The sequence below is a fragment of the Streptomyces venezuelae genome, assembly GCF_008642275.1.
Taxonomy (GTDB): Bacteria; Actinomycetota; Actinomycetes; order Streptomycetales; family Streptomycetaceae; genus Streptomyces; species Streptomyces venezuelae_E.
The window spans coordinates 130,972-153,014 of the sequence record NZ_CP029189.1 but is presented as its reverse complement, the minus strand read 5'-3'; the positions used below and the strand labels follow the sequence as shown (position 1 = coordinate 153,014).

At 72.4% G+C, this 22,043-nt stretch carries 18 protein-coding genes; 8 read left to right on the top strand and 10 right to left on the bottom strand.

Annotated features, from left to right (window positions below):
• Positions 1–88 precede the first annotated feature (88 nt).
• The 5 genes from DEJ51_RS00585 to DEJ51_RS00565 all read left to right on the top strand — a co-directional run bounded on the left by DEJ51_RS00585 (position 89) and on the right by DEJ51_RS00565 (position 4,660).
• Complete coding sequence (locus tag DEJ51_RS00585) at positions 89–2,092, top strand: helix-turn-helix domain-containing protein (protein ID WP_150255298.1); 2,004 nt, start codon at positions 89–91, stop codon at positions 2,090–2,092.
• Between the two features lie 37 nt (positions 2,093–2,129).
• A complete protein-coding gene (locus DEJ51_RS00580) occupies positions 2,130–2,873 on the top strand; it encodes an SOS response-associated peptidase (protein ID WP_150255296.1) in 744 nt (247 codons plus the stop codon).
• Between the two features lie 166 nt (positions 2,874–3,039).
• Positions 3,040–3,468, top strand: a complete 429-nt coding sequence (locus tag DEJ51_RS00575; protein WP_190620103.1) for a hypothetical protein — start codon at positions 3,040–3,042, stop codon at positions 3,466–3,468.
• Positions 3,462–3,695 carry a helix-turn-helix transcriptional regulator gene (locus tag DEJ51_RS00570; protein ID WP_150255294.1) on the top strand — a complete coding sequence of 78 codons (234 nt, stop codon included), beginning with the start codon at positions 3,462–3,464 and terminating at the stop codon, positions 3,693–3,695. The genes DEJ51_RS00575 and DEJ51_RS00570 overlap by 7 nt, the downstream gene beginning before the upstream one ends.
• Positions 3,692–4,660, top strand: coding sequence for an NAD(P)-dependent alcohol dehydrogenase (locus DEJ51_RS00565; RefSeq protein WP_150255292.1), 969 nt, complete (start codon positions 3,692–3,694; stop codon positions 4,658–4,660). Before DEJ51_RS00570 ends, DEJ51_RS00565 begins: the two co-directional genes overlap by 4 nt.
• Here DEJ51_RS00565 and DEJ51_RS00560 read toward each other — a convergent pair.
• On the bottom strand, positions 4,655–5,599 hold the full coding sequence (locus DEJ51_RS00560; protein ID WP_411757373.1) for an endonuclease/exonuclease/phosphatase family protein: 945 nt from the start codon (positions 5,597–5,599) through the stop codon (positions 4,655–4,657). The two genes, DEJ51_RS00565 and DEJ51_RS00560, sit on opposite strands and share 6 nt — an antisense overlap.
• Before the next feature lie 264 nt (positions 5,600–5,863).
• Here DEJ51_RS00560 and DEJ51_RS34335 point away from each other — a divergent pair, with 264 nt between their 5' ends.
• Positions 5,864–6,004 (top strand): hypothetical protein, encoded by a 141-nt coding sequence (locus tag DEJ51_RS34335; RefSeq protein ID WP_190620098.1) that lies wholly within the window; start codon positions 5,864–5,866, stop codon positions 6,002–6,004.
• A gap of 222 nt (positions 6,005–6,226) precedes the next feature.
• Here DEJ51_RS34335 and DEJ51_RS00555 read toward each other — a convergent pair whose 3' ends face one another.
• The 6 genes from DEJ51_RS00555 to DEJ51_RS00530 form a co-directional block, all read right to left on the bottom strand.
• Positions 6,227–6,853, bottom strand: coding sequence for a hypothetical protein (locus DEJ51_RS00555; protein ID WP_150255288.1), 627 nt, complete (start codon positions 6,851–6,853; stop codon positions 6,227–6,229).
• Between the two features lie 116 nt (positions 6,854–6,969).
• Positions 6,970–9,036: an RICIN domain-containing protein gene (locus DEJ51_RS00550; protein ID WP_223835593.1), complete on the bottom strand. Its 2,067-nt coding sequence runs from the start codon at positions 9,034–9,036 to the stop codon at positions 6,970–6,972.
• 460 nt (positions 9,037–9,496) lie between these two features.
• The gene (locus DEJ51_RS00545) at positions 9,497–10,702 is read right to left on the bottom strand and encodes an NAD(P)/FAD-dependent oxidoreductase (protein WP_150255286.1); all 1,206 of its coding nucleotides are present in this window, start codon (positions 10,700–10,702) and stop codon (positions 9,497–9,499) included.
• A 77-nt stretch (positions 10,703–10,779) separates the two neighbouring features.
• On the bottom strand, positions 10,780–11,700 hold the full coding sequence (locus DEJ51_RS00540) for a sigma-70 family RNA polymerase sigma factor (protein WP_150255284.1): 921 nt from the start codon (positions 11,698–11,700) through the stop codon (positions 10,780–10,782).
• Between the two features lie 124 nt (positions 11,701–11,824).
• Positions 11,825–12,529, bottom strand: a complete 705-nt coding sequence (locus DEJ51_RS00535) for a DsbA family protein (RefSeq protein WP_190620097.1) — start codon at positions 12,527–12,529, stop codon at positions 11,825–11,827.
• A 97-nt stretch (positions 12,530–12,626) separates the two neighbouring features.
• A complete protein-coding gene (locus tag DEJ51_RS00530) occupies positions 12,627–13,421 on the bottom strand; it encodes a polysaccharide deacetylase family protein (RefSeq protein WP_223835592.1) in 795 nt (264 codons plus the stop codon).
• Between the two features lie 560 nt (positions 13,422–13,981).
• Here DEJ51_RS00530 and DEJ51_RS00525 point away from each other — a divergent pair.
• Both DEJ51_RS00525 and DEJ51_RS00520 read left to right on the top strand, forming a co-directional pair.
• Positions 13,982–18,529, top strand: coding sequence for an RICIN domain-containing protein (locus DEJ51_RS00525; RefSeq protein WP_150255280.1), 4,548 nt, complete (start codon positions 13,982–13,984; stop codon positions 18,527–18,529).
• Positions 18,526–18,801: a hypothetical protein gene (locus tag DEJ51_RS00520; protein ID WP_150255278.1), complete on the top strand. Its 276-nt coding sequence runs from the start codon at positions 18,526–18,528 to the stop codon at positions 18,799–18,801. The genes DEJ51_RS00525 and DEJ51_RS00520 overlap by 4 nt, the downstream gene beginning before the upstream one ends.
• Positions 18,802–18,952: 151 nt before the next feature.
• Here the strand turns inward: DEJ51_RS00520 and DEJ51_RS00515 are convergent, their stop codons facing one another.
• The 3 genes from DEJ51_RS00515 to fusA form a co-directional block, all read right to left on the bottom strand.
• Positions 18,953–19,192, bottom strand: a complete 240-nt coding sequence (locus DEJ51_RS00515; RefSeq protein ID WP_223835591.1) for a VOC family protein — start codon at positions 19,190–19,192, stop codon at positions 18,953–18,955.
• A gap of 23 nt (positions 19,193–19,215) precedes the next feature.
• The gene (locus tag DEJ51_RS00510) at positions 19,216–19,758 is read right to left on the bottom strand and encodes an FABP family protein (protein WP_150255276.1); all 543 of its coding nucleotides are present in this window, start codon (positions 19,756–19,758) and stop codon (positions 19,216–19,218) included.
• A 149-nt stretch (positions 19,759–19,907) separates the two neighbouring features.
• Positions 19,908–21,983: an elongation factor G gene (fusA, locus tag DEJ51_RS00505; protein ID WP_150255274.1), complete on the bottom strand. Its 2,076-nt coding sequence runs from the start codon at positions 21,981–21,983 to the stop codon at positions 19,908–19,910.
• Between the last annotated feature and the right edge of the window lie 60 nt (positions 21,984–22,043).

Sequence of the window (22,043 nt, the reverse complement as noted above, 5' to 3'; positions counted from 1 at the left end):
TCCGAGCCGTACGGGCCTTCCGAGCGGGGGCGGCACCGGCTCGAACGGTGCCGCCGCCGTCCGCGTCGAGCATCACGGAGAGCACCCGATGCCCACCACCCGAAACAGCGGGAACGCCGGCACCGGCACCAGTGCCCTGCAGCGGCTGCGCAGCCTCCTGGACCTGCTGGATCAGGGCGCACCGGCCGAGGCGTTCCAGGACGTCGAACTCCCCGGCGCGGCGGCCGGCCCGGAGGCGGCCGCGGAGGCGGCGCTGATCGCGGACGCGACCCGTGTCGCGCTCCGCATCCGCCGCACCCTGGGCCAGCACCGCCGCCGCGAGGCCGAGCTCGCCGCCCTCTTCGACACCGCGGGCGACCTCGCCCGGCTCAGGGAACCGGACGCCGTGCTGAAGGCGATCGTCCACCGGGCGAAACTGCTCCTCGGCACCGACGTGACGTACTTGTCCCTCAATGACGAGGAGGCGGGCGACACGTACATGCGGGTGACCGACGGCTCGGTCTCCGCCGCCTTCCAGCGCGTGCGCCTCGGCATGGGGGAGGGGCTGGGCGGACTCGTCGCCGAGACGGCCCGCCCGTACTCCACCGGCGACTACCGCGACGACCAGCGCTTCCGGCACACCTCGACGATCGACACCGCCGTCACCGAGGAGGGCCTGCGCGCCATCCTCGGCGTCCCGCTGCGCCTGGGCACCCGGGTGATCGGCGTCCTCTACGCGGCCGACCGCACCGCCCGTACGTTCACGCCCGACGAGGTCGCCCTGCTGTCCTCCCTGGCCGACCACGCCGCCATCGCCATCGACGGCGCCCGCCTGCTGGACGAGACGCGTACCGCTCTGGTCGACCTCAACGCGGCTTCGAAGACCATCGAGGCGCACAGCGAGGCCATGCGCCGGGCCGAGGACGCCCATGACCGGCTCACCGACCTCGTGCTGCGGGGCGGCGACGTCACCGACGTGGCGACCGCCATCGGTGCCGTCCTGCAGGGCGGCACCCTCGTGCACGATGCCGAGGGGGCCGAGCTCGCCCGGGCGGGCACCGACCCGCGGCCCCCGTCCGTCCAGGCCGTCGCCGCCTCGCGGGCCGGCGGCCGCGCCGTCTTCGTCGACGGAACCTGGGTGTGCGCGGTCCTCGCCGGGCAGGAACCGCTCGGCAGCATCGCCCTGACCGGCCGCGCCGACCTCGACGACGCCGACCGCCGGCTCTTCGAGCGCGCCAGCCTGGTCACCGCCCTGCTGCTCCTCCTGCGCCGCTCGGTCGCCGAGACCGAGGACCGGATACGGGGCGAACTGCTGGGGGACCTGCTCGGCCGGGCCGCCGACCCGGCCGGACTGTCGGCCCGGGCCCGACGGCTCGGCATGAACCTGGGCCGTCCGCACGCGGTGTTCGTCCTGCATGCCGGGGCCGTGCCGCGGCCCCGGCTGCTGGCCGCCGCCGCCCGTTCCGCCCGGGCCCGCAAGGGGCTGGCCGGCCTGCACCACGAGGACGTCGTCCTGGTCTGCCCCACCGACATCCCCACCGGCACCCCCGCCGACATCCCCACCGGCACCCCCGCCCCCGGAGCCGCCCCGGGAGCCGGCCCCGCCGCCGCGAGCCTCGCGCACGAGCTGCGCCAGGTCCTCGCCGGTCCCGTCACCGTCGGAGCCGCCGGTCCGGTCAGCGGTCCCGCGGAGTTCGCCGACGCCTACGCCGAGGCCCGACGCTGCCGGACCGCGCTGCGTGCCCTGGGCCGTGAAGGCAGCGGCGCCGCTCTCCGGGACCTGGGCTTCCTCGGGGTGCTGCTCGGCGACCAGGCGGATCTGGGGGGCTACGTACGGCAGACCCTGGGCCCCGTCCTCGCGTACGACGCGAAGCGCGGCACCGACCTCACCCACACCCTGCGGGCCTATTTCGACGCGGGCGCGAGCCGCTCCCGGGCCGCCGAGGCCCTCCACGTGCACGTCAACACCGTCGTCCAGCGCCTGGACCGGATCGCCGGCCTGCTCGGCCGTGACTGGCAGCGCCCGGAGCGGGCGCTGGAGCTCCAACTCGCGCTGCGCATCCAGCAGGTGAACCGCCACGACGGCCCCGGCCCGGGGGACTTCGCGGCGTAGCCTGCACGGACCCGGTTCAGCTGGCAGGGTGGACGGTATGTGCGGCCGTTACGCTTCCACCCGAAGTCCCGAGGACCTCTCCGGCCTGTTCCAGGCCACGCCCCCCGACCCGGGGCACGCGCTGGAGCCGAGCTGGAACGTCGCCCCCACCGATGCCGTGTGGGCGGTGCTGGAGCGCGCCGACCGGGAGAGCGGCGTACTGGAGCGGCACCTGCGCCCCTTGCGATGGGGGCTGGTGCCCTCGTGGTCGAAGAGCGTGTCCGGCGGCGCGAAGATGATCAACGCTCGGGTGGAGACGGTGCACGAGAAGCCGGCCTACCGGCGTGCCTTCGCCAAGCGCCGGTGCCTGCTGCCGGCGGACGGGTTCTACGAGTGGGAGCCCGTGCCCGCCTCCGGTTCCGTGAAGGCGTACAAGCAGCCGTACTTCATCCGTCCCGAGGACGGGGAGGTGATGGCGATGGCCGGGCTGTACGAGTTCTGGCGCGACCCCGCGGTCGCCGCCGACGACGATCCGGCGGCGTGGTGGGCGACCTGCACGATCATCACCACCGAGGCCACCGACGCCGCCGGCCGGGTCCACCCCCGGATGCCGCTCGCGCTCGCCCCGGCGGACTACGAGGCCTGGCTCGACCCGTCCCACCAGGACCCGGACGCGCTGCGCGCCCTGCTCGCCGCACCCGCGGGCGGCCGGCTCGACGTCCGCGCCGTGTCGACCGCGGTGAACAACGTGCGCAACAACGGGCCCGAGCTCCTCGAAGCCCCGTCCGCCCCGGGGCGCTGACAACCAGCGCCGGCGCGCTGACAACCAGCTCCTGAAACCCGCTCCCGCCGTCGGCCCGTCGCGCGCGGCGTCCGCTCCGCTGCCGGGCGAGGTAAAGAAATATTGACATGGTGTCCTGATTCTTTGACACTGCCGATGTCGGGTTTTCTTTACATGGGGAGTGGCAGTGGCAGTCGAGGAGAAACGCGCGTGGATCATGATCGTGGTCACGGTGGTGTCGTACGGGGCGTATCTGGCCGTCGTCCTCGGGCGCTCCGGAAGCGCACCCCTGGCCCAGCAGCCGTACGCGGCCGCACTGCTGTGGACGGTCGGCGCGGCGATCGTCGCCTCGATCGTGCTCCACATCGCCGTGTCACTGCTCTCACCCGAGGAGGGGAAGGTCAAGGACCAGCGGGACCGGGAGATCAACCAGTTCGGTGAGCACATCGGCCAGTCGTTCATCGCGATCGGCGCCGTGTCCGGGATGCTCCTGGCGATGGCCGAAGCGGACCGGTTCTGGATCGCCAACGCGATCTATCTGGGATTCGTCCTGTCGGCGCTCCTCGCGTCGACCGCGAAGATCGCCTCCTACCGGCTCGGCTTCCACCCGTGGTGAGGCCCACCCGGGTCACCAACAGCATCCGGGCCCTGCGCTTCGCCAACGGCGAGATGACCCAGGCCGAGCTCGCCCGCCGGATCGGCGTGACCCGTCAGACCGTCATCGCCATCGAGCAGGGCCGCTACTCGCCTTCCCTGGAGAAGGCGTTCGAGATCGCCCGCGTGTTCGGGGTACCGCTCGACACCGTGTTCCAGTACACCTCCACCGAAGGAGACGAAGAATGAAGGCCATGGTCCAGGACGTCTACGGACCGCCCGAGGTCCTGCGGATGGAGGAGACGGAACGGCCGGTCGCGGGCCCGGGCGAGGTCCTCGTACGCGTGCGCGCGGCCGGTGTCGACCAGGGCGTCTGGCACCTCATGGCGGGCATGCCCTACGCGGTCCGCGCCGTGACGGGTCTGCGCAGACCCAGGACGCGCGTCCGCGGCCTGGACGTCGCGGGAGTGGTCGAAGCCGTCGGCCCCGACGTCACCGGCTTCCGGCCCGGCGACGAGGTGTACGGCAACTGCACGGGGTCGTTCGCCGAGTACGCCCGCGCCAAGGAGGGCGCCCTCGCGCCGAAGCCGGCCTCCCTCGACTTCGAACAGGCCGCGACCGTGCCCGTCTCCGCGTGCACCGCCCTGGGCGCGGTACGGGACAGCGGACGGGTCAAGGCGGGCCAGAGCGTCCTCGTCCTCGGCGCCTCCGGCGGCGTGGGCAGCTTCGCCGTACAGGTGGCCAAGGCCTACGGCGCCAACGTCACCGGAGTGTGCAGCACCGCCAAGACCGACCTGGTCCGCTCCCTCGGCGCCGACGAGGTCCTCGACTACACCCAGCAGGACCCGGTCGACGGCAGCCACCGTTACGACGTCATCCTCGACATCGCGGGCAACCGGCCCATCGCCCGCCTGCGCCGCGCCCTCACCCCCCGCGGCACCCTCGTCATCGTCGGCGGGGAAGGCGGCGGCAACTGGATCGGCGGCAACCAGCGGCAGCTGGGCGCGATGCTGCTCTCGCCCTTCGTCGGCCACCGGCTGCGCGCGCACGGCACCCTGGTGCGCAGCCGCGACCTCGAAGCCCTCACGGAGCTCATCGAGGCCGGATCGGTGACCCCCGCCGTCGACCGGACCTACCCGCTGGCCGAAGTGCCCGACGCCATCCGCTACCTGCGGGACGGTCACGTACGCGGCAAGCTCGCCATCCGGCTATGAGGCGTGTGCGGCGTCCGAGGTGCCTGAGGCGGCCAAGGCGCCTGAGGCGTCCGAGGCGTCCAGCCTGATGCGGGCGGCGACCGGCAGGTGATCGCTGCCGGTCGCGGGCAGCGTCCAGACCTCGACAGCTGTCGCCGAGCGGGTGAGGACCTGGTCGATCCGGGCGACCGGGACGGTCGCGGGCCAGCTGAAGGCCAGTCCCCGACGCGGCGCGCTCAGCCGGGAAGTCAGCGGGGTGAGCCCCCGGTCGTCCACCGTGCCGTTGAGGTCCCCCAGCAGGATCACCCGCTCCAGCTTCTCGGCGGCGACGGCCGCGCCCAGCAGCCGCGCGCTCTCGTCCCGCGGGCCGGAGCCGAAACCGCTCGCCCGGAAGCGGACCGAGGGCAGGTGCGCCACGTACACCGCGATCTCACCCCGGGGCGTGCGCACACCGCAGCGCAGACCGCGGTTCCAGCCCTCCCCGATGCCCGCGGGCCTTATGTCCACGCGTCCGACGTCGGTGAACGGGTGCTTCGACCAGAGCCCGACCGTGCCCTCGACCGCGTGGTACGGGTACGCGGCCGCCAGCGTGGCCTCGTAGGCCGGCAGCGCCGAGGGCGTCAGCTCCTCCAGAGCGATGAGATCCGGCGCGGGCTCCATCAGGGCGCGGGCGGTGCCGGCGGGATCCGGGTTCTCGTCACTCACGTTGTGCTGGAGGGCCGTGATGTCGTGCGGGACACGTCCCGCCGGCAGCAGCAGCCCGCCGAAGAGGCCCGCCCACGCGGCCGCGGGCAGCACCACGGCCACCAGCGCCGTGAGCGAGCGGCGCACCAGCGCCGAGACGAGCAGGACCGGGACCGCGAGGCCCAGCCAGGGCAGGAAGGCCTCCAGCGCACTGCCCAGGCGGCCCACCGCGTTGGGGACCGCGGAGTGGAACACCAGCAGCGCGGCGCTCAGCAGCGCGAGCCCCGCCGGAACGCGTCCGCGCGTCCAGGGCGTACCTCTCCGGCCGTCGGTGCCCCAGCGCCGCCGCGCGGTGCGCCGTGCACCGCTTCCCGCCACGCTCACCACCGCCGCAGCCCCGCCTGTCCGCCTCGCACCGTCTTCCACCTCGGATACGACGCATGATCGGGTGGCCGGGTTCCCTCCACGGTGCGTGTGCAAGAGTGATCGTCCGGGTGTGCGGCCGCACGGGGCGGTCCGAGGAGTGGACGGGAGAGGCCCATGGGTACGGCGAGGGTCGCGGTCGTGACGAGCCGGGGCGGCGCCGACCAGGACGCGGATCTCCCGCTGATCCTGTCGGCGTTGCACGCCGCGGGCCTGTCCGCGCAGGCGGTGGCCCGGAACGCGGACTCACCGGGCTAACCCGCACGGGCTGGAGCGCCTCGCCGAGGCGGTCTCCGCCGCGGTCGCCACGGGCCGGTAGAGCACGGCACAGGGGGTGTCCTGCCGATCGGGCCGGAGCCGATCGACACAACACCCCCTGGCGCTCCGGCCCCCCGTGACCGGGGCCTCGCGGACCTGCCCGGAGCCGGGCAGGATCCGAAGGATCTGAAAGCCTGGAAAGTGACGGCTAGCCGAGACGGCCTAGCCGAGACGGTCGAGCCGTACGCGCCGGCGGCGGCGGAGCAGGAGACCCACGGCCGCACCCGCCACGGCGGTCACGGCCACACCCGCCGTCGTCCACCAGACGGCGTACCCCTGGGAATCGGCGGCCGGTTCCGCGGCCTGCGCGGTGGAGGCGGCCGGCGCCGAGACGGCCGAGGACACCGGCGCCGCGGACGACGGGGCGGGCGCCGCGGCCGAGGCGACCGGGGTCGGGGCGACCGGAGCCGGGTCCACCACGGGTACGCCCACTTCGAGTTCGCCGTGCCCCAGAGCCGGGAAGCCCACGTCGACGCCGACCTTCCACGAACCCGGCGGCAGCGCCTCGGCCGTGGTCCAGCCCGCCGGCGCCGCGGCGGGATCGCGCACCAGGCGCCAGGGCCCCATGGTGCGGGAGCCGTCCACGCTGACCGCGTTCACGGTCGCGGCGACGGCCTCGTCCACGGCGTCCCCGTCGTTCTCCCAGGTGACGTCGGCGGTGACATGACCGTTCCGTTGCCCGGTCACCACCACCTTCACGGTGTCACCGTGGGCGTGGGCCGCGGTGGGGAGCAGGAACATGAGGCCGAGTGCGGCCAGGGCGGCCGAGAAAACGATTCGTATGCGCATCGTCGGGGTGCTCCGGTCAAGATGAGGGGTACCGGCGGACGGCCGCGCGGTGCGGCCGTCCGCCGGGGTGGGTTCACGCCGTCAGGGCGTCAGGGCGTGCTGCGCCGTGGCGGTGATCAGCCGGACTTCTGCAGGGTCCAGGCCTGCGTCGCGCGGCCGTCCGCACGCTGGAGGTCGAGCAGCCAGTACCCGTAGTAGGGGCGGTTGCTGACGGTGAGGGCGAAGCCGCCGCTCGGGTCCGTCACGGTCACCGCGCCACCGCGGGACGTCACCTTCCAGGCCTGCGCGCCGTTGCCGTTGGCACAGGGCTGCTGGGCGACCCACATGCCCGCGGCGGGCGTGCCGCCCGGCTGGAGGCACTTGCCGGAGGCCGCGGACTTGATGCGCACCTGGCCGTTGCCGGCGTCGTCGAAGTACCACTGCTGCTGGGCGTACCCGTTGGCGCGACCGCCCACGAGGACGGTGCCGTCGGCGGTGCGGCCGCCCCACAGCTCCGCCGCCATGCCGCTGCTGCCGTTGCCGAGCACGTACTTGGTGCCCGGAGTGGTGGTGCCGCCGCCCGCTCCCGTCGTACGGAAGGACGCGGCCTTGCCGGGTCCGCTGTCACGGCCGGAGCTGTCGCGGACCGAGACGGTGACCTTGTAGGCGGTGTTGGGCTGCAGGTTGTAGATGCGGAGCACCTGGGACTGCACCCACGTCAGGTGCTTGCCGTTCAGCTGCACCGCGTACCAGGAGGCACCGTCGACCTTGGGCCAGCTCACCACGACCGAGGTGGTCTGGATCTGGGCCGCCGTCACGGCCGGTCCGCCGGAGGGCTTCTTGGTCGGCGTCGGCGTGGGCTTCTTGGTGGGCGTCGGGTTCGGGTTCGGACCCGGGTCCGTGCCGCCGCCCTGGGTCTTCATCAGGAACTGGTTGTCGGCGATGTTCCAGTGCGTGGCCAGGTAGCTTCCGGCCTTGGGACTGGTGTGGAAGTAGTCGTCGTGGTTGCAGTCCAGGATGTTCTCGGCGGCCTGGTTGGTGCAGACGTTGCGCATCTGCGGGTAGTACGGGGTGTCCGAGTAGCACATGACGTCGTACTCGTCGGTGCAGTGCGCGCCACGGCTGGTGTTCGGGGCGCTGTTGTTGACCGCGCCCAGGTTGTGGCCGAGCTCGTGCGCGGCGGTGTGACCGCCCCAGCAACCGGAGTCGGTGCGCCCGTAGGAGGGGCCGAAGTTGCTCTGGTTGGCCTGGCCGGGACGCTCGTCGCCCGCGAAGGTGCCGATGCCGCAGTAGACCTGGCTGTCGGCGAAGATCATGTACTTGCGGTCGCGGCGGTCGAGGCCCTTGGCGGCGAGCGCGTTGTTGGTCGCGCTGAACTCGGCCAGGGCGTTGGCCGGGAGCTCGATGTTGAGCACGGTGGGGGTGCAGTCCGCGGCGGTCACGTAGCGGATGTGCCGGACACCGCCTGTCTCCTTGGCGCTCGCCGAGTAGATGAGGTCGGCGTCGGCCGCCCACTTGCGGAACGAGGCGACGTACTCGGAGTAGCGGTCCTTGCCCGGGGCGTGGACGTATACGACCTGTACGCGGTTGCCGGTGCTGCCGTCGCCGTCGCACTGGACGGTCTGGCCGGCGGGGCCGGCGGCCACGGTCTGGCTGCCGGCCGCGGCACCGGCCGCGGGTTCGGGTGCGGAGGCCTTGGTGGCCGTCGACGCGTCGGCCGCGGGCGCGTCCTGAGGACGCCCGCCACCTTCCTTGCTCGCAGGGTCATCGGCCGCGGGGCGGGCCGGATCGGCCGCCGGAGCCGTCTCCTTGACGGCGGGCTCGATGTCCTTCGTGATGTCGACACCCTTGGGCGGGGCGTCGGGGCCGTGGGTGCACAGCCCGGTGTCGGTGCGGTAGACACCCACGCACCGGTCGCCCTTCGGCGCGGCCTGGAGGCCGTCGTAGATCATGCCGCGCGCCGTCTCGTTGGCGGGCGCGGCCGCGATCGGTTCCGGCTCGTGGTCACGGGCCGGTGCGGCGGCCGGAGCGGCTGCCGCTGCTTCCACCTCGGGCGCCGCGGCCTGGGCGCCGTCGCCGATTCCGGAGTAGGCGATGCCTGCGGCTATCAGCCCCGCCGCTGCGGTGGCGGCGGTGACGAGTATCAACCGGCGCGGTTTGCGGCGGTGGTCGGCGGCGGCAGGCCGTCTGCGACGTCCTGTCATGGGCACCTCAAATCGTTGTCGGAAGACTGGGTGCGCGGAAGCCTGCCAGACGAATGCTGAGGAGAATTCGGACAAACGGGGGCGCGCTCCGAGAAATCATTCCGTTACCTGTCGGCCTGATTTGACGAACAATCAACTCGCAATAAATCAAGGTGAGTTACGCGCGTCGCATCCTAATGGTCCAGTCCTTTCCGGGCGGGTTGTTATCAAATCGAGATATGAACCGGAGGCTTGTTGACGGGAATTCAGTCAGGAATTCATCTAATTGCTACCTGCTGAATTCCCTCGGTCACGACCCGTGAGGTGCTGCGGGCGGAGTACGCGCCGGAGCGCCGCGGAAGGCGGCCCGGGCCCCGGGAGTTCGGCCGGGCGGTGCTCGTCCGGCGCGGTGGCCGGGACCTTCGGCACGGCGACGCACCTCCCGGACACCCGGTCCGGACCGGCCGTGGGCGAGCCTCGGTCAGACCCGTCGGCCGGCGGGGGCCACCGCCTCGCCGCGCTCGGCCCGCAGTCGCCGCCCGCGCTGGTCGCCTCCCGAGACGCGGTGCAAGCCGTACGAACCGGGCTTGCCCGCCTCGTCGGCCAGGTGCTTGACGGTGCCCTTGCACACCAGCTCCTTGACCTTCGCACCGAGCCGGCCGGCGATGTGGAACCACAGCGCCACGTCGTTCCTGTGGGCGAACTGGAAGATGCCGGCACGGCGGCCCAGACTGATGCACTGCCCGGCGAACACCTGGTTGAGGGTCGCGGGGCGCTCGCCGTCGATCCGGCTGAGCACCGTGTCGGCGGCCCGCGCGCCCAGCGGTATCGCGGCCTGGCAGCTCATCCGCAGCGGCAGGTCCGAAGGCGCCGCCGAGTCTCCCGCCGCGACGACGCGTTCGTCGTCCACACTCGTCAGCGTCTCGTCCGTGAGCAGGCGGCCCAGGGCGTCCGTGCTCAGTCCGCTGCGCACGGCCAGGTCCGGCACGCCGAAACCGGCGGTCCAGACGGTCACCTCGCTCGGCACCTCGCGGCCGTCGCCGAGCTCCACCGCATCGCGGGTCACCGCCGTCACCCTCGTCCCGGGACCGTCGAGCACGGTCACCCCGAGCCCGGCCAGCCTGCCGGCAACCGAGCGGCGGCCCCGGCCGTGCAGGTAGGGGCCGAGCACACCGCCACAGACCAGGGTCACGCGGCGGCCCTGCTCGGCGAGCTCGGCGGCGGCCTCGATGCCGGTCGGGCCCGCCCCGACGACCGTCACCGCCGCCGTCGGGGCGGCGGCGTCGAGGACCGGCCGCAGCCGCTGCGCCTCCTCCAGGGTGGTGACCGGGTAGGCGAACTCGGCGGCCCCCGGTACACGCGGATCGGCGCTGCCGCTGCCCACCGCGTACACCAGGTAGTCGTAGCCGACCGTGGCTCCGGCCCCCAGCGTCACGCTGCGCTCAGCGGCGTCGATCCGCGTCACCGTGTCCACGACCAGCCGGACGCCCGCGGCCAGGACCTCGTGGAACTCGACGACCGCGTCGTCGGTCCCGGCCGCCAGCTGGTGCAGGCGGATCCGCTCGACGAACGCCGCACGCGGGTTGACCAGGGTCACCGACACGCCGTCCCGCTGCGTCAGGCGGTTGGCCGCCATGACACCCGCGTATCCGCCGCCGATCACGACCACATCGGTGTGCTGAGTCATGGTGTCTCTCCTTCTTCTCGACCGGTTCGACATCAGGACACCGCGCCCTCCCCAGGTGTGACATGGTGTGAGGCGGATCACTGTCCGGGCTGTCCGGTCACCCCCGTCCCGTCGAGGACGCCCAGGTCGATGCGTGCCAGGCGCGCGGGGTCGGTGAGGATGTCGAGCGCGGTGATCCTGCCGTCCCTGATCGTGAAGGCCATGACCGACAAGGCCCGGCCCTCCGCCATCGCGACCACCCCGGGGACCCCGTTGACCAGCACCGCGTGGGCGGCCTCGGCGAACCGGGCGAAGGTGATCGCCTGGGAGGCGACCTCCGCGGCCCCGCGCCGGAGCAGCGCGGGACGCAGTGTGCCGCCGTCGGACCGGGCCACCACGTCGGGATCGAGGACCGCGACCAGCGCGTCGAAGTCCCCGCCCCGCGAGGCGGCGAGGAAGGCGTCGACGATCGAGCGCAGGCGGGACCGGTCCGGGTCCGGAGCGGGCGCCGCGCCCTGGACGCGGCGGCGGGCCCGGCTCGCGAGCTGCCGGGTCGTGGCGGCGGAACGCCCGAGTACGGGAGCGATCTCGTCGAAGGGCACGGCGAACAGGTCGTGCAGGACGAAGGCCAGGCGCTCGGCCGGGGCGAGGGTGTCCAGGACGACCATCAGGGCGATGCCGACCGAGTCGGCCAGCAGGATCTCCTGCTCGGGGTCGAGCCCGTCCGCACGGCTGACGATCGGGTCGGGAAGACGGACCAGCCCGTCCTGGTCGTACAGCGGATCCTCGCGCCGCGTGCCGCGCGAGCGCAGCATGTCCAGACACACCCGTCCGACCACGGTGGTCAGCCAGCCGCCCAGGTTCTCCACCACGGCCGCGTCGGAGCGGTTCAGCCTGAGCCAGGCCTCCTGTACGGCGTCCTCCGCCTCGCCGAGCGAGCCCAGCATCCGGTAGGCCACCGCCCGCAGGTGGGAGCGGTGCTCCTCGAAGCGCTGCGCCAGAACTTCCTTCTCGCTCACCCGTCACATCCCCGTGTTCCGATCCGCCAGTGCCGAGTCGGACGATAACCGACCGGCAACCAGCGTCGCCCGTAGGCGGGTTGGGGAGGGGGCGCGGCTCCTTGTGGCACTGCGGCCCCGTCGGCTACCGGGCCCGGGACGCCTTCTTGAGGTGCCGGTAGAGGCGGCTGCGATCGGTGTAGAGCTCGTGGCTGTCCGAGGAGACGAGGGCCCCGTCGACCGCCATGGCCGGAGTCCCCACGACGGATGACGTGCGGAGCACCTCGTCGGAGGCTTCCACGAAGTCCCGGTGCTTCGTCTCCAGCACCGCCGCGTCGAACTCCGGGCCGCGCAGGCCCGGAATCATGATGGCCATGCCCAGCAGCACGTCCCGCGTGAACCCTCCGGACTTCCGCACCCTGCTCTGCTCGCGGTAGAGCAGGTCGTGGTAGTCGGCGAACCTGTGCTGGTCGAGGGCCGCGCGCAGGGCGTTCGCCGCGACCTCCGATCCCGGGCCGAGGAAGGACCCCAGCGTGAACTGAAGCTGCAGCGCGCCGTTGCGGGCCGCGCGCTTCAGGTACGGAGCGGTGCCCTCCGTCTCGAACTCGGCGCAGGCCGGGCAGCTCATGTCCTCGTACAGGCGGACGGCGAGCGGAGCGCCGGGGTCGCCGAGCACGATGGTGGTCCCGTCGGCGGCCAGCGACTCGGGGGCCGGGGGCAGCTTCGCGCTCGCCGAGACGTCCAGCGGGTCGCCGTTCCCGCCGCTCCTGCTGCGGCAGGCGCCGACGGAGACCGAGGCGGTGAAGGCCGCCGCCCCGACCAGGAAGCCGCGTCTGGATCCGACCTTCATGAGTGACCCCTCCCCGTGATCGACAGAGGGGACAGTACGTGGTCGGCGACCCCTGCGCGCACCGGTATTTTCCGGCCGCGCCGAAGGACGGCAGCCGTCAACGGCCCCCCGCCGCGGCTTCGAGGAACCGGCGCAGGTCGACGACCTCATAGCCGTCGGCCAGGGCGGCGTCGACGATCAGGGGCAGGGCTTCGGCGTCGAGGACGACGCCGGCGCCGTTGCTGCCGACGTGCATCTGGATGATCGCACCGGGAGCGAAGGCGTCCACGGCCCGCTTGACGGCCTTCTCCACGGTCATGCCTCCCTGCGGGCCGAGGTAGCCGTTCGTGTCGGCGCTGAACTCGATCGCCGCGTAGCCCAGGTCGTTGACGTCGGCGACGGACTCCGGGCTGGTCTCGCTGTAGGGGAAACGGAAGAACGGCAGGGGCTCGGCCCCGGACGCCGCCCGGATGGCCGCGTCGGCGCCGCGTACCTCGTCCGCCCGCTCGGCGCTGCCGAGGTCCGCGAAGGAGGGGTGGCTGTACGAGTGGTTGCCGAGGCCGTGCCCCGCCTCGGCGATGGCGCGCACCGCCGCGGGCCGGGACTCGGCGAAGCGGCCGGTCGGGAAGAACGTGGCGGGCAGCTTTCGCCGGCGCAGTTCGGCCAGCACCGTGTCGATCCCGTCGACGTCCCAGGCGGCGTTGAAGGTGAGGGCCACGACCTTGCGGTCGGTGGGCAGCCGGCGGATCTCGTCGCCCATCAGCGACGCCGGCGGGCGGGGACCGGCGGCCGCTGCGGTGCGCCCCGCCGCCGCGGCCGCCGAGGCGGGCACGAACCCGGCGAGCCCCGCGGATCCCGCGCATCCCGCGAATCCCGCGCACAACAGGCCCGCCAGCGCAGAACGCCGTTCCACATCCACCACGGTCGGTCACTCCCTCAGGTCCCGGCCGGCCTTCGGCTCCGGCTCTGCAGCCGACTATGCGCCGGCCCGGGCCACGGCCCTCGCAGCCCGTGCCGGTGCACCCGGGTGAACTCCCGGGCCCAGGTATAAAACTGCCGGACGTTGGTTACACATGGGTCTTCTCGGTGGGTGCCGGGGGCAGGTACACCGGCAGCTCGTCCTTGTACTTGCACCCGGGCCCTCGCGGTCGACCTCGGAATCCCCGCCAGGGATTACCTCAGATTGGGTATGGCTGAACTAAGTTAACCGCGGGTAAGGTGATCAGCGCGCCGATGGCAGCCCTGACCAGGCCGCTCATGGCGCGCGTCACAGGCGGCCGGGGGAAGGGCGCCGCTTCGGGGGATGAAAACTCGCTTCGCCGCAACACCGGCCGCCGGATCGTCCGGTGCGCTCCGGTGTGCCTTCGGGTCCACGGACCGACCGCAGTGCTGCGTCTTCGAGCTCGATCCGCTCCGCTCCTCGGTTGCCTTCATCTGCCGTGAAGGACAGCATTCGTGCGCTCAAGACCAGGCATGTTCTCCCGGAGATCGCTCAGATCCCGGCTCCTCACCCCCGCCGTCACATCCATAGGCACGCTGGCCGTTCTGGCCGGTCTGGCCGTCCATCCCGCAGTGCTGGAACGCGCCAACGCACTACGCGCCGCCGCGGCCGGCAGCTCCGAGGACTGGCTCGACGACACCGCCGCCGAGCAGTGGCGGCAGGACCAGTGCCTGATGGCCGACGTCCTGCGCCTGGGCGGGCCGGCCATGGCGCAGGTCGCCCAGGACGGCCTCAGCCAGCCGCAGGACAAGCTCCATGCCCTGGCCGACCGCAAGCACTGGGAGCAGACCCCGCTCGCGGCCGCGTACCAGAAGGACAAGGACGCGGCGAGCAGCGCCATGACGGCGCTCGCCTCCCTCCGGGACACGTGGAAGAAGCCCCTGGAGGGGCTGACCACTCCGGGCGGCATCAACAACGCCGACTTCCACTGGCCCCCGGGCTCGCCCGGTGACGGCAAGCAGGACTTCTACGCCCAGACCGGGCTGAGCAAGTGGACCGCCGAACGGTTCTGGACCTCCGAGAGCGACTTCTACAAGGACCCCACGCCCCAGGCCTCACCGGCCACCGTCACCGCCGTCAAGAACCTCGGCGCGCCCCTCTACGGCAAGGACCCCGACCCCCAGCAGGTCACCGGCGACGCCTGGATCCGCGCGATCGCGGAGCGCGACGCGTACAAGCACCTCACGGACTGGTCCCTGGAGCCGACGGGTGCCGACAACGCCCGTCTGTTCCTCGCTTCCGGAGGGTTCGCCCGTACGGCGCCGAAGGCGGGGACGACGGAGTACCGCATCGCCGTCGAGGACCTGAAGACCCGCTTCGCCTCCTGCGCCTGGCGTGACCCGATGGACCCGGCCAAGGTGCTGGGCGGGATCACCGAGACGGCCGCCACCGAATGGCAGCAGGAGATCGCCTCCCAGCAGGCGCAGCGGAACCAGATCCTGGCAGCGAACAAGAACGCCACCCAGTCCCTGACCGCAGGCGCCAAGGCCCTCGGCGAGCTGCTGGGCCACTCGTGGGTGGCCGACCACGCCGCCCGCTTCCAGGACTACTGGTCTCCCGGCGGCGTCGGCGCCGTCGGCGAGAGCCCGGCGACGATCCAGGTGCGCGGCGCGAGCGGCAAGTGCCTCGACGTGCAGGGCGGCGGCACGGCCGACGGCACGCCCGTACAGGTGTACACCTGCAACGGTGGCGGAGCGCAGTCGTGGCAGCTCTTCGGCGATGACCACGGACTGCACCTGCGGAACAGCAAGTCCTTCAAGTGCCTCGAAGTGGCGTCGAACAAGAACGCCAACGGCACCAAGATCCAGATCTCGACGTGCAACAGCTCGCCGGCCCAGACCTGGGACTTCAACCTGCGCGCCACCACCGGCCTGAAGAGCGTCGGCACCGGCAAGTGCGTGGACCTGCCGGCGTACGACAACAGCGTCGACGCGCGGCTGTGGGACTGCAACGCCTCGGCCCCGCAGCAGTTCGACGTGAAGCCGTCCGCCAACACCGGCTCCGTTCCGCCCAAGTCGGAGTTCGACAAGGCGAAGAAGGCCGTCACGGACGCCCAGACGGGCGCCAAGAAGCAGCTCGACGTCCTGAAGGCACAGGCCGCGGCCGCCAAGAAGGCCGCAGCCAGCAGCGACACCGCCGAGCAGGCCGCCTACGCGGTCGCGGACTCCGCCGGTGCGCCGCGAGGGCGTGGTCTGCTGGTCGGTCAGCAGAAGGCCCAGGTCACCAAGGGTTCGGTGGCCGCACTGGACGCGATGGTGAAGGCGGGTGAGACCGCCGAGGCCGCCACGCGTGCCTCCGGCGCGGACAGCGACACCATCGCGCAGCGGGCCCTGGCCCAGGCCGCGCAGGCGAAGGCCGAGTTCCGCAGGGAGGCCGCCAAGACGGCCGAGCTGCAGGCGAAGGCCGCCGCGGATGCGGCCAAGATGCACCGGGACAACGCCAAGAAGGAAGCGGACACCGCGAAGGCGAAGCTCGGCGACGCGCTGAAGGCGGAGGCCGACGCCAAGGCGGCTGCCGCCAACGCCCACGCCAAGCGGCTCGCCGCCGAAGCGGAAGAGGCCACGGCGAAGAAGGAGAAGGAGACCGCGGCCGCCAAGCAGGGCGAGGCCGCACAGCACAAGAAGAACGCCGAAGCGGAGGCGACCAAGGCCAAGACGGCCAGGGAGCAGGCCGAGGCCTCCGAGGCCACCGCGGTCGAGCGGAAGAACGGCGCCGTCAAGGCCCGCGACAACGCCAAGGCCAAGCGCGACGACGCCTGGCAAGCGGAACTGAAGGCCGACGCCGCGCGCGCCAAGGCCGACGCCCAGGCCGCCTACGCCGCTTCGCTCGACGCGGGCCCGGAGGCGACCGCCGCACGCGCGGCCTCCGACCAGGCGGCCAAGCACGCGACCGACGCGGAGACGGCAGCCGGCAGGGCCCGCGGCGAGGCCGACGCGGCGACGAAGGCCGCCTCCGAGGCCGACGCGGCCGCGACCCGTGCCGAAGCCGCGGCCAAGCGCTCGCGCTCGGACGCCGACGCCGCCCAGGCCGAGAAGCTGAAGGCGGACGCCGCGGTGCGGACCGCGACCACCGCCGCCGCAGAGGCGATCGACGCCTCCGAACGCGCCGCGTTCTCGGCCCGGGCGGCCGTCTCTGCGGCCAACGAGGCGGACGCGCAGGCCAAGACGGCCAAGACCAACGCGGACAAGGCGAACGTGGAGACCGGCAAGGCCCGGGCCGCGGCCGCCAAGGCGGCGGGATTCGCCCATGTCACAGCCCAGGCCGCGGCCGACGCCGGCAAGGCGGCCTCACAGGTCGCCAAGCCCGCGAACGACGCCGTCCAGCTCGGCTCGCCGTACGTCACCACTGATTCGGCGGCCGGCCTGGTCGTGCTGACCGGGCAGGCGTCGAAGACCATCGCGGAGCAGCAGAAGGCCATCGCCGACGCCCACGCCAAGAACGCGCAGGAGGAGGCTGCCGCGGCCAAGGCCCTCGCCGACCAGGCGAAGGGCGACACGAAGGCCGCGTACGAGCACGCGGCGAACGCGACCAAGTACGCCTCGGACGCCCGTACCTACGCCAAGGAGGCCCTCGGCCACTCGGCCGACGCCGCGAAGTCGGCGTCCCTGGCCGCTGCGTCACTGGCCCGCAGCACCGAGTTCGCCAGTCAGGCCGCGGCCGACGCCGTGGCCGCGGACCAGGCCGCCGGACGCTCCGAGGGCCACGCCAAGGCAGCCCGCGACTCCGCCGACCAGGCCGCCCTCGACGCGGCCGCCGCCCGCGCGGCGGCGACCCGGGCCGAACAGGACGCGAAGCTCGCCCGGGAGGCCGCCGACCGCGCAGCAATCGCCGCGACCGAAGCCGAACAGGCGGCGAAGGACGCCGACAAGTACGCCAAGGAAGCCCAGGAGGCCGCCGACAGGGCCGAGAAGGCCGCCAAGGGCAAGCAGGTCAACGCCGGAACCGTCCCTGACGGTTCGGGCGGGTCGATCGGCAGCATGTTCTACGTCATCGACCACACCGAGAACATCGGCAAGCCCGAAACCCTGAAGAAGACGGCTGGCTGCGACGGCATCATCGACGCCCTCTTCTACAAGGGCGACTGCACGCTGACGGTGAAGATCCGGTACATCGCGTACCTCGACGTGTACCTGTGCAACACGCCGGTCATGGACCCGTCGAGCGCCACGTGTCCTGCGGGCGAGACGAAGTACATGGGGCAGTACCCGTCAAAGGAGCTCTCGCAGGAGGTCACGCATACCATCACGATCGCCGAGTACCAGGCGGGGATCGATCCGGTGGACATCCTCTTCGGGCACTGGATCAAGTGCGGCGAGAAGTTCTCCTCCGGCTTCGAGCGGGGGAGCTGGGGCGGCTGCGCATGGGCGGCCCTGGACGTCGGGCTCCTCTTCGCGGGGAGGATCCTCAAGCCCATCGCGGACGCCGTCCGGGCGGCCGACGCCGCCGTCATGACGGGTATCGGATTCACCGATGCCTACAAGGCCCTGCGGACCCTCGGCGTACCCGAAGCGGCCATCGCGGGTATCACCAACAAGGCCCTCCAGAAGCTGCGCGAGGCCTGCAAGACCAAGATCCCTGTCGGAAAGAGCGCACCCCGGGCCGCTGCGGCCTCCGGTCCGGCCAGCACATCCCCTTGCCTTGAATGGGGAGACGACTACGGCAGCGGAAGTCATGGGATATCGGGCTCCATCGACAAGGAGGGAGTCCTGCATCTCGTCGTTCTTGCCGAGGAGGGAAAGACTCCGGTCGGCAGCGTCATGATCGACGACGTGATGGAGCACGTAGGCGGAAACGCGAAGGGAATGGCGGGAACCTGGCTGAGCGGCGGTGAGATGAAGGACAACCTGGACAGCTTCAACGCCGGCATCCAGAGCCTCATGCTGACCGAGGAGGAGGCAGCACGGCTGACGTTCACCGGTAAGATGGCCACGAAGCACGGCTTCACCGGACGGGTCGAATTCCTTAAGCGGGAAGGAACTCCGGGTAACTACACCAGGGTTGAGGTCGTTTTTTGGAAATGATCAATCCGAAGCTGATCGGCTCCGGCATTCGCGAGCGCGCGATCCGCGGTGACGACGCGGTGGACATCGCGCTATGGGTGAAGGACGAGCTGGGAAGCGAAGCGACCTTCTTTGCTTTCGTGCACTGCTTCTACCTAGGACTCGGAGTTCCGGTCCACGCGATCAGGCACTTGGAGGGGTGGAACGGCGTAGGAGGCAACCGAGAGGTTCCGGATGCCGATGTACGGGCGAGCCTCGACCCCTACATCGTGCCGCTGAGACACCAGTCCTGACTTCAAGCAGCGGAAGCTGACCATCCGACAGGCGGACGTCCGGCCGGGGAACCCACCCCGGCCGGACGTCCGCCTTCGGCAGTCTTGGGGGAAACCCTCCGGCGGAAGGCCGTGAGCCGGAAGCCCGAGAATCGACTGGAGACGGCAGCCATCACGGCGCGTCCGTATGGCCCTCGGCAAAGGTGCGGCCGAGGCGGGTCTCGACCGGGGCGATGTCGTCGACGGAGACCACCCAGCCGAGCCAGCCGCCGCCCTCGGCGGCGCGGCGCGCGACCGCCTGGCCGAAGGGCGCGCGGTCGGCGGCGGGGCGGTCGAGTGTGGTGACGACCTCGACGTAGGTGCCGCCGCTCAGCGGGAGAATGAAATTGCGGGTGCCGAACCGCGGGTGCACGCCCCCGTCGACGAACCCGGTTCCTAGGACGGGCGCCGCCGCAGGTGCGTCATGAGGTGGTGCTGCAGGGGCTGTCCCACGGCGGCCATGTCGTGGACGACCGTCATCTCGCCGTTCCCGACCGTGTACTGCCGCCGGGTGCCGGTGACCTCCTTGGCCAGCGGGGTCAGCGCCACGTCCTTGGTCTCGATCTGGAACTCCGTACCGGAGGCCAGCCCGACGTACGTCTCCACGATGCCCGTCGGGTGGGCGAGTACCACCTCCAGCACGGCGCCGGGAGTCACCCGCCACCATCCCGTCTCACGGCTCGCCGGCCGCAGCGCGGCCCCGGATCCGTCGATCAGCCACGCGCGTGCCTCGTAGCGGAGGAAAGGGCGGCCGTCGTGGCTGAAGGTGATCTCCTGCTCGTAGCGGAAGTCCTGATCGAGCGTCGGGTACTCGCCCTGCCCCCGGCCGTGCCAGCGTCCCAGCAGGGGCAGTACGGGCCGCAGCAGCGGGTGCGGCTCGGGTCCCTCGCCGAGGACGTGGCTGTCAGGGTAGGGATTTTCCTGCACCGACTCGAACATGTTGACCTCGTCTGTCTGCGGGTACCGCCGAACTCCGCAGCTTAGCGGCAGGTCCGCCCGCCCCGCCCCCGGCGGACGGGGACGGGGCGGGTGGCCTCTGCACGGCCCTCGGGCGGCCGTCGGGCCGTCACCCGGCGGCCATCCGGCCGTCAGCGGACCGGCAGGGCCCCCGCGACCGAGGCCGGTACCGGCGCGAGACCGGCCGGCCGGGTGGTGAAGGTGCCCCGCCCCTGTGTCCGGCCCCGCAGCCGGGACGCGTAGCCGAACAGCTCGGCCAGCGGCACGGCCGCCGTGATCACCGCCGTTCCGGCCTCCGCCGTGGAACCGGAGACCCGGCCGCGGCGGGCCGCGAGATCACCCAGGACGCCCCCGACGCCGTCCTCCGGAACCGTCACCGTGACCTCGGCGAGCGGTTCCAGGAGCTCCATCGCGCTCAGGCGCAGGGCCTCGCGCAGCCCGAACCGGCCCGCCTGGCGGAACGCCATCTCCGAGGAGTCCTTGGAGTGGGTCGCCCCGTCGGTGAGCGTCACGCGCAGCCCCGTCACCGGGAACCCGCCGAGCGGGCCCTCGGCGAGCGCGTCCCGGCAGCCGGCCTCCACGGCCCGCGCGTACTCCTGCGGAACGCGACCGCCGACGACCGTCGAACGGAACTCGAAGCACGGCTCCTCCAGCGGCTCGACGTCGAGGACGACGTGCGCGAACTGGCCCGCGCCACCGTCCTGTTTGACATGCCGGTGGACGAGGCCGCTGACCCCGCGCACGACGGTCTCCCGGTAGGAGACCTGCGGACGGCCGACGACGACCTCCACCCCGTGGCCGCTGCGGATCTTCTCCACCGCGACCTCCAGATGCAGCTCGCCCATCCCCGACAGCACGGTCTGGCCGCTCTCCGGGTCCGACCGCACCACCAGCGACGGGTCCTCCTCGGCGAGCCGGGCCAGCGCCGCCGAGAGCCGGCCCGTGTCGCCGTTGCTGCGGGCCTCGACCGCGACCGACACCACCGGCTCGGCCACCGAAGGCGGTTCGAGGACCAGCGGGGCGCCCGGCGCGCACAGGGTAGTGCCCGCCCGGGCGGCCTTCAGCCCGACCACCGCGACGATGTCACCGGCCACCGCCTCCTCCCGTTCCTCGTGCCGGTCGGCCTGGACCCGCAGGATCCGGCCGACCCGCTCGGTCCGGCCCGTGGCCGCGTCCAGTACCGTCGCGCCCTTGCGCAGGGTGCCTGCGTAGACCCGCAGGTAGGTGAGCCGGCCGGTCGTCGTCGCCGTCACCTTGAAGGCGAGGGCCGTGAACGGCTCCGCCGGGTCAGGGGCGCGCTCCTGCTCCACGCCGTCCTCCACCAGGCCTCGTACCGGGGGCATGTCGGCGGGCGACGGCAGGTACGCGAGGACCGCGTCCAGCAGCGGCTCGATCCCGCGGTTGCGGTACGCCGATCCGCACAGCACCACGACGCCGTCCCCGCGCAGCGTCAGCTCCCGCAGGGCGCGGACCAGGGTCCGCTCCGTCAGGGCCGAGGCCGAGCAGAACTCCTCCAGGGCCTCGGCGTGCAGCTCCGCCACCGCTTCCTCCAGGAGCCGGCGGCGCCGGGCCGCCTCCTCCCGCAGCGGCTCGGGGATCGCGCCCGCCTGGTAGCCGTCGGAGCCGGTCCGCCAGTGCAGCGCGCGCATCGCGAGCAGGTCGACGACGCCGGAGAAGGAGTCCTCCGCCCCGATGGGCAGCTGGACCACCAGCGGAACGACGCCCAGGCGCCGGCGGATCGACGCGACGGCCGTGTCGAGATCGGCGCCCGCCCTGTCCAGCTTGTTGACGAACGCGATCCGCGGCACACCGTGCCGGTCGGCCTGCCGCCACACCGTCTCGCTCTGCGGTTCGACACCGGCGACGGCGTCGAACACCGCGACGGCCCCGTCCAGCACCCGCAGGGAACGCTCGACCTCGTCGGAGAAGTCGACGTGACCCGGCGTGTCGATCAGGTTGACGCGATGCCCGCCCCAGGCGCAGCTCACGGCCGCGGCGAAGATGGTGATCCCGCGGTCGCGTTCCTGGGGGTCGTAGTCGGTGACGGTGGTGCCGTGATGGACCTCGCCCCGCTTGTGGATGGCACCGGTCGCGAAGAGGATCCGTTCGGTGACGGTGGTCTTGCCGGCGTCGACGTGGGCGAGGATGCCCAGGTTGCGGACGGCGGTGGCGGAAGAGGTGGTACGGGGCTGCCTGTTGGCGCGCATGGCCCGAGGCCTTTCGAGTGTGCTGAGGAAGAGGGCGGCGCGATTCCCCGATACCGGCCC

What these genes read in the sequence shown, in the direction of transcription:
- DEJ51_RS00555 (WP_150255288.1), bottom strand. Translation starts at nt 6,853, where the DNA reads ATGCGCATACGAATCGTTTTCTCGGCCGCCCTGGCCGCACTCGGCCTC.
- DEJ51_RS00545 (WP_150255286.1), bottom strand. Translation starts at nt 10,702, where the DNA reads ATGACTCAGCACACCGATGTGGTCGTGATCGGCGGCGGATACGCGGGT.
- DEJ51_RS00520 (WP_150255278.1), top strand. Translation starts at nt 18,526, where the DNA reads ATGATCAATCCGAAGCTGATCGGCTCCGGCATTCGCGAGCGCGCGATC.
- DEJ51_RS34335 (WP_190620098.1), top strand. Translation starts at nt 5,864, where the DNA reads ATGGGTACGGCGAGGGTCGCGGTCGTGACGAGCCGGGGCGGCGCCGAC.
- DEJ51_RS00535 (WP_190620097.1), bottom strand. Translation starts at nt 12,529, where the DNA reads ATGAAGGTCGGATCCAGACGCGGCTTCCTGGTCGGGGCGGCGGCCTTC.
- fusA (WP_150255274.1), bottom strand. Translation starts at nt 21,983, where the DNA reads ATGCGCGCCAACAGGCAGCCCCGTACCACCTCTTCCGCCACCGCCGTC.
- DEJ51_RS00510 (WP_150255276.1), bottom strand. Translation starts at nt 19,758, where the DNA reads ATGTTCGAGTCGGTGCAGGAAAATCCCTACCCTGACAGCCACGTCCTC.
- DEJ51_RS00525 (WP_150255280.1), top strand. Translation starts at nt 13,982, where the DNA reads ATGTTCTCCCGGAGATCGCTCAGATCCCGGCTCCTCACCCCCGCCGTC.
- DEJ51_RS00550 (WP_223835593.1), bottom strand. Translation starts at nt 9,036, where the DNA reads ATGACAGGACGTCGCAGACGGCCTGCCGCCGCCGACCACCGCCGCAAA.
- DEJ51_RS00585 (WP_150255298.1), top strand. Translation starts at nt 89, where the DNA reads ATGCCCACCACCCGAAACAGCGGGAACGCCGGCACCGGCACCAGTGCC.
- DEJ51_RS00580 (WP_150255296.1), top strand. Translation starts at nt 2,130, where the DNA reads ATGTGCGGCCGTTACGCTTCCACCCGAAGTCCCGAGGACCTCTCCGGC.
- DEJ51_RS00565 (WP_150255292.1), top strand. Translation starts at nt 3,692, where the DNA reads ATGAAGGCCATGGTCCAGGACGTCTACGGACCGCCCGAGGTCCTGCGG.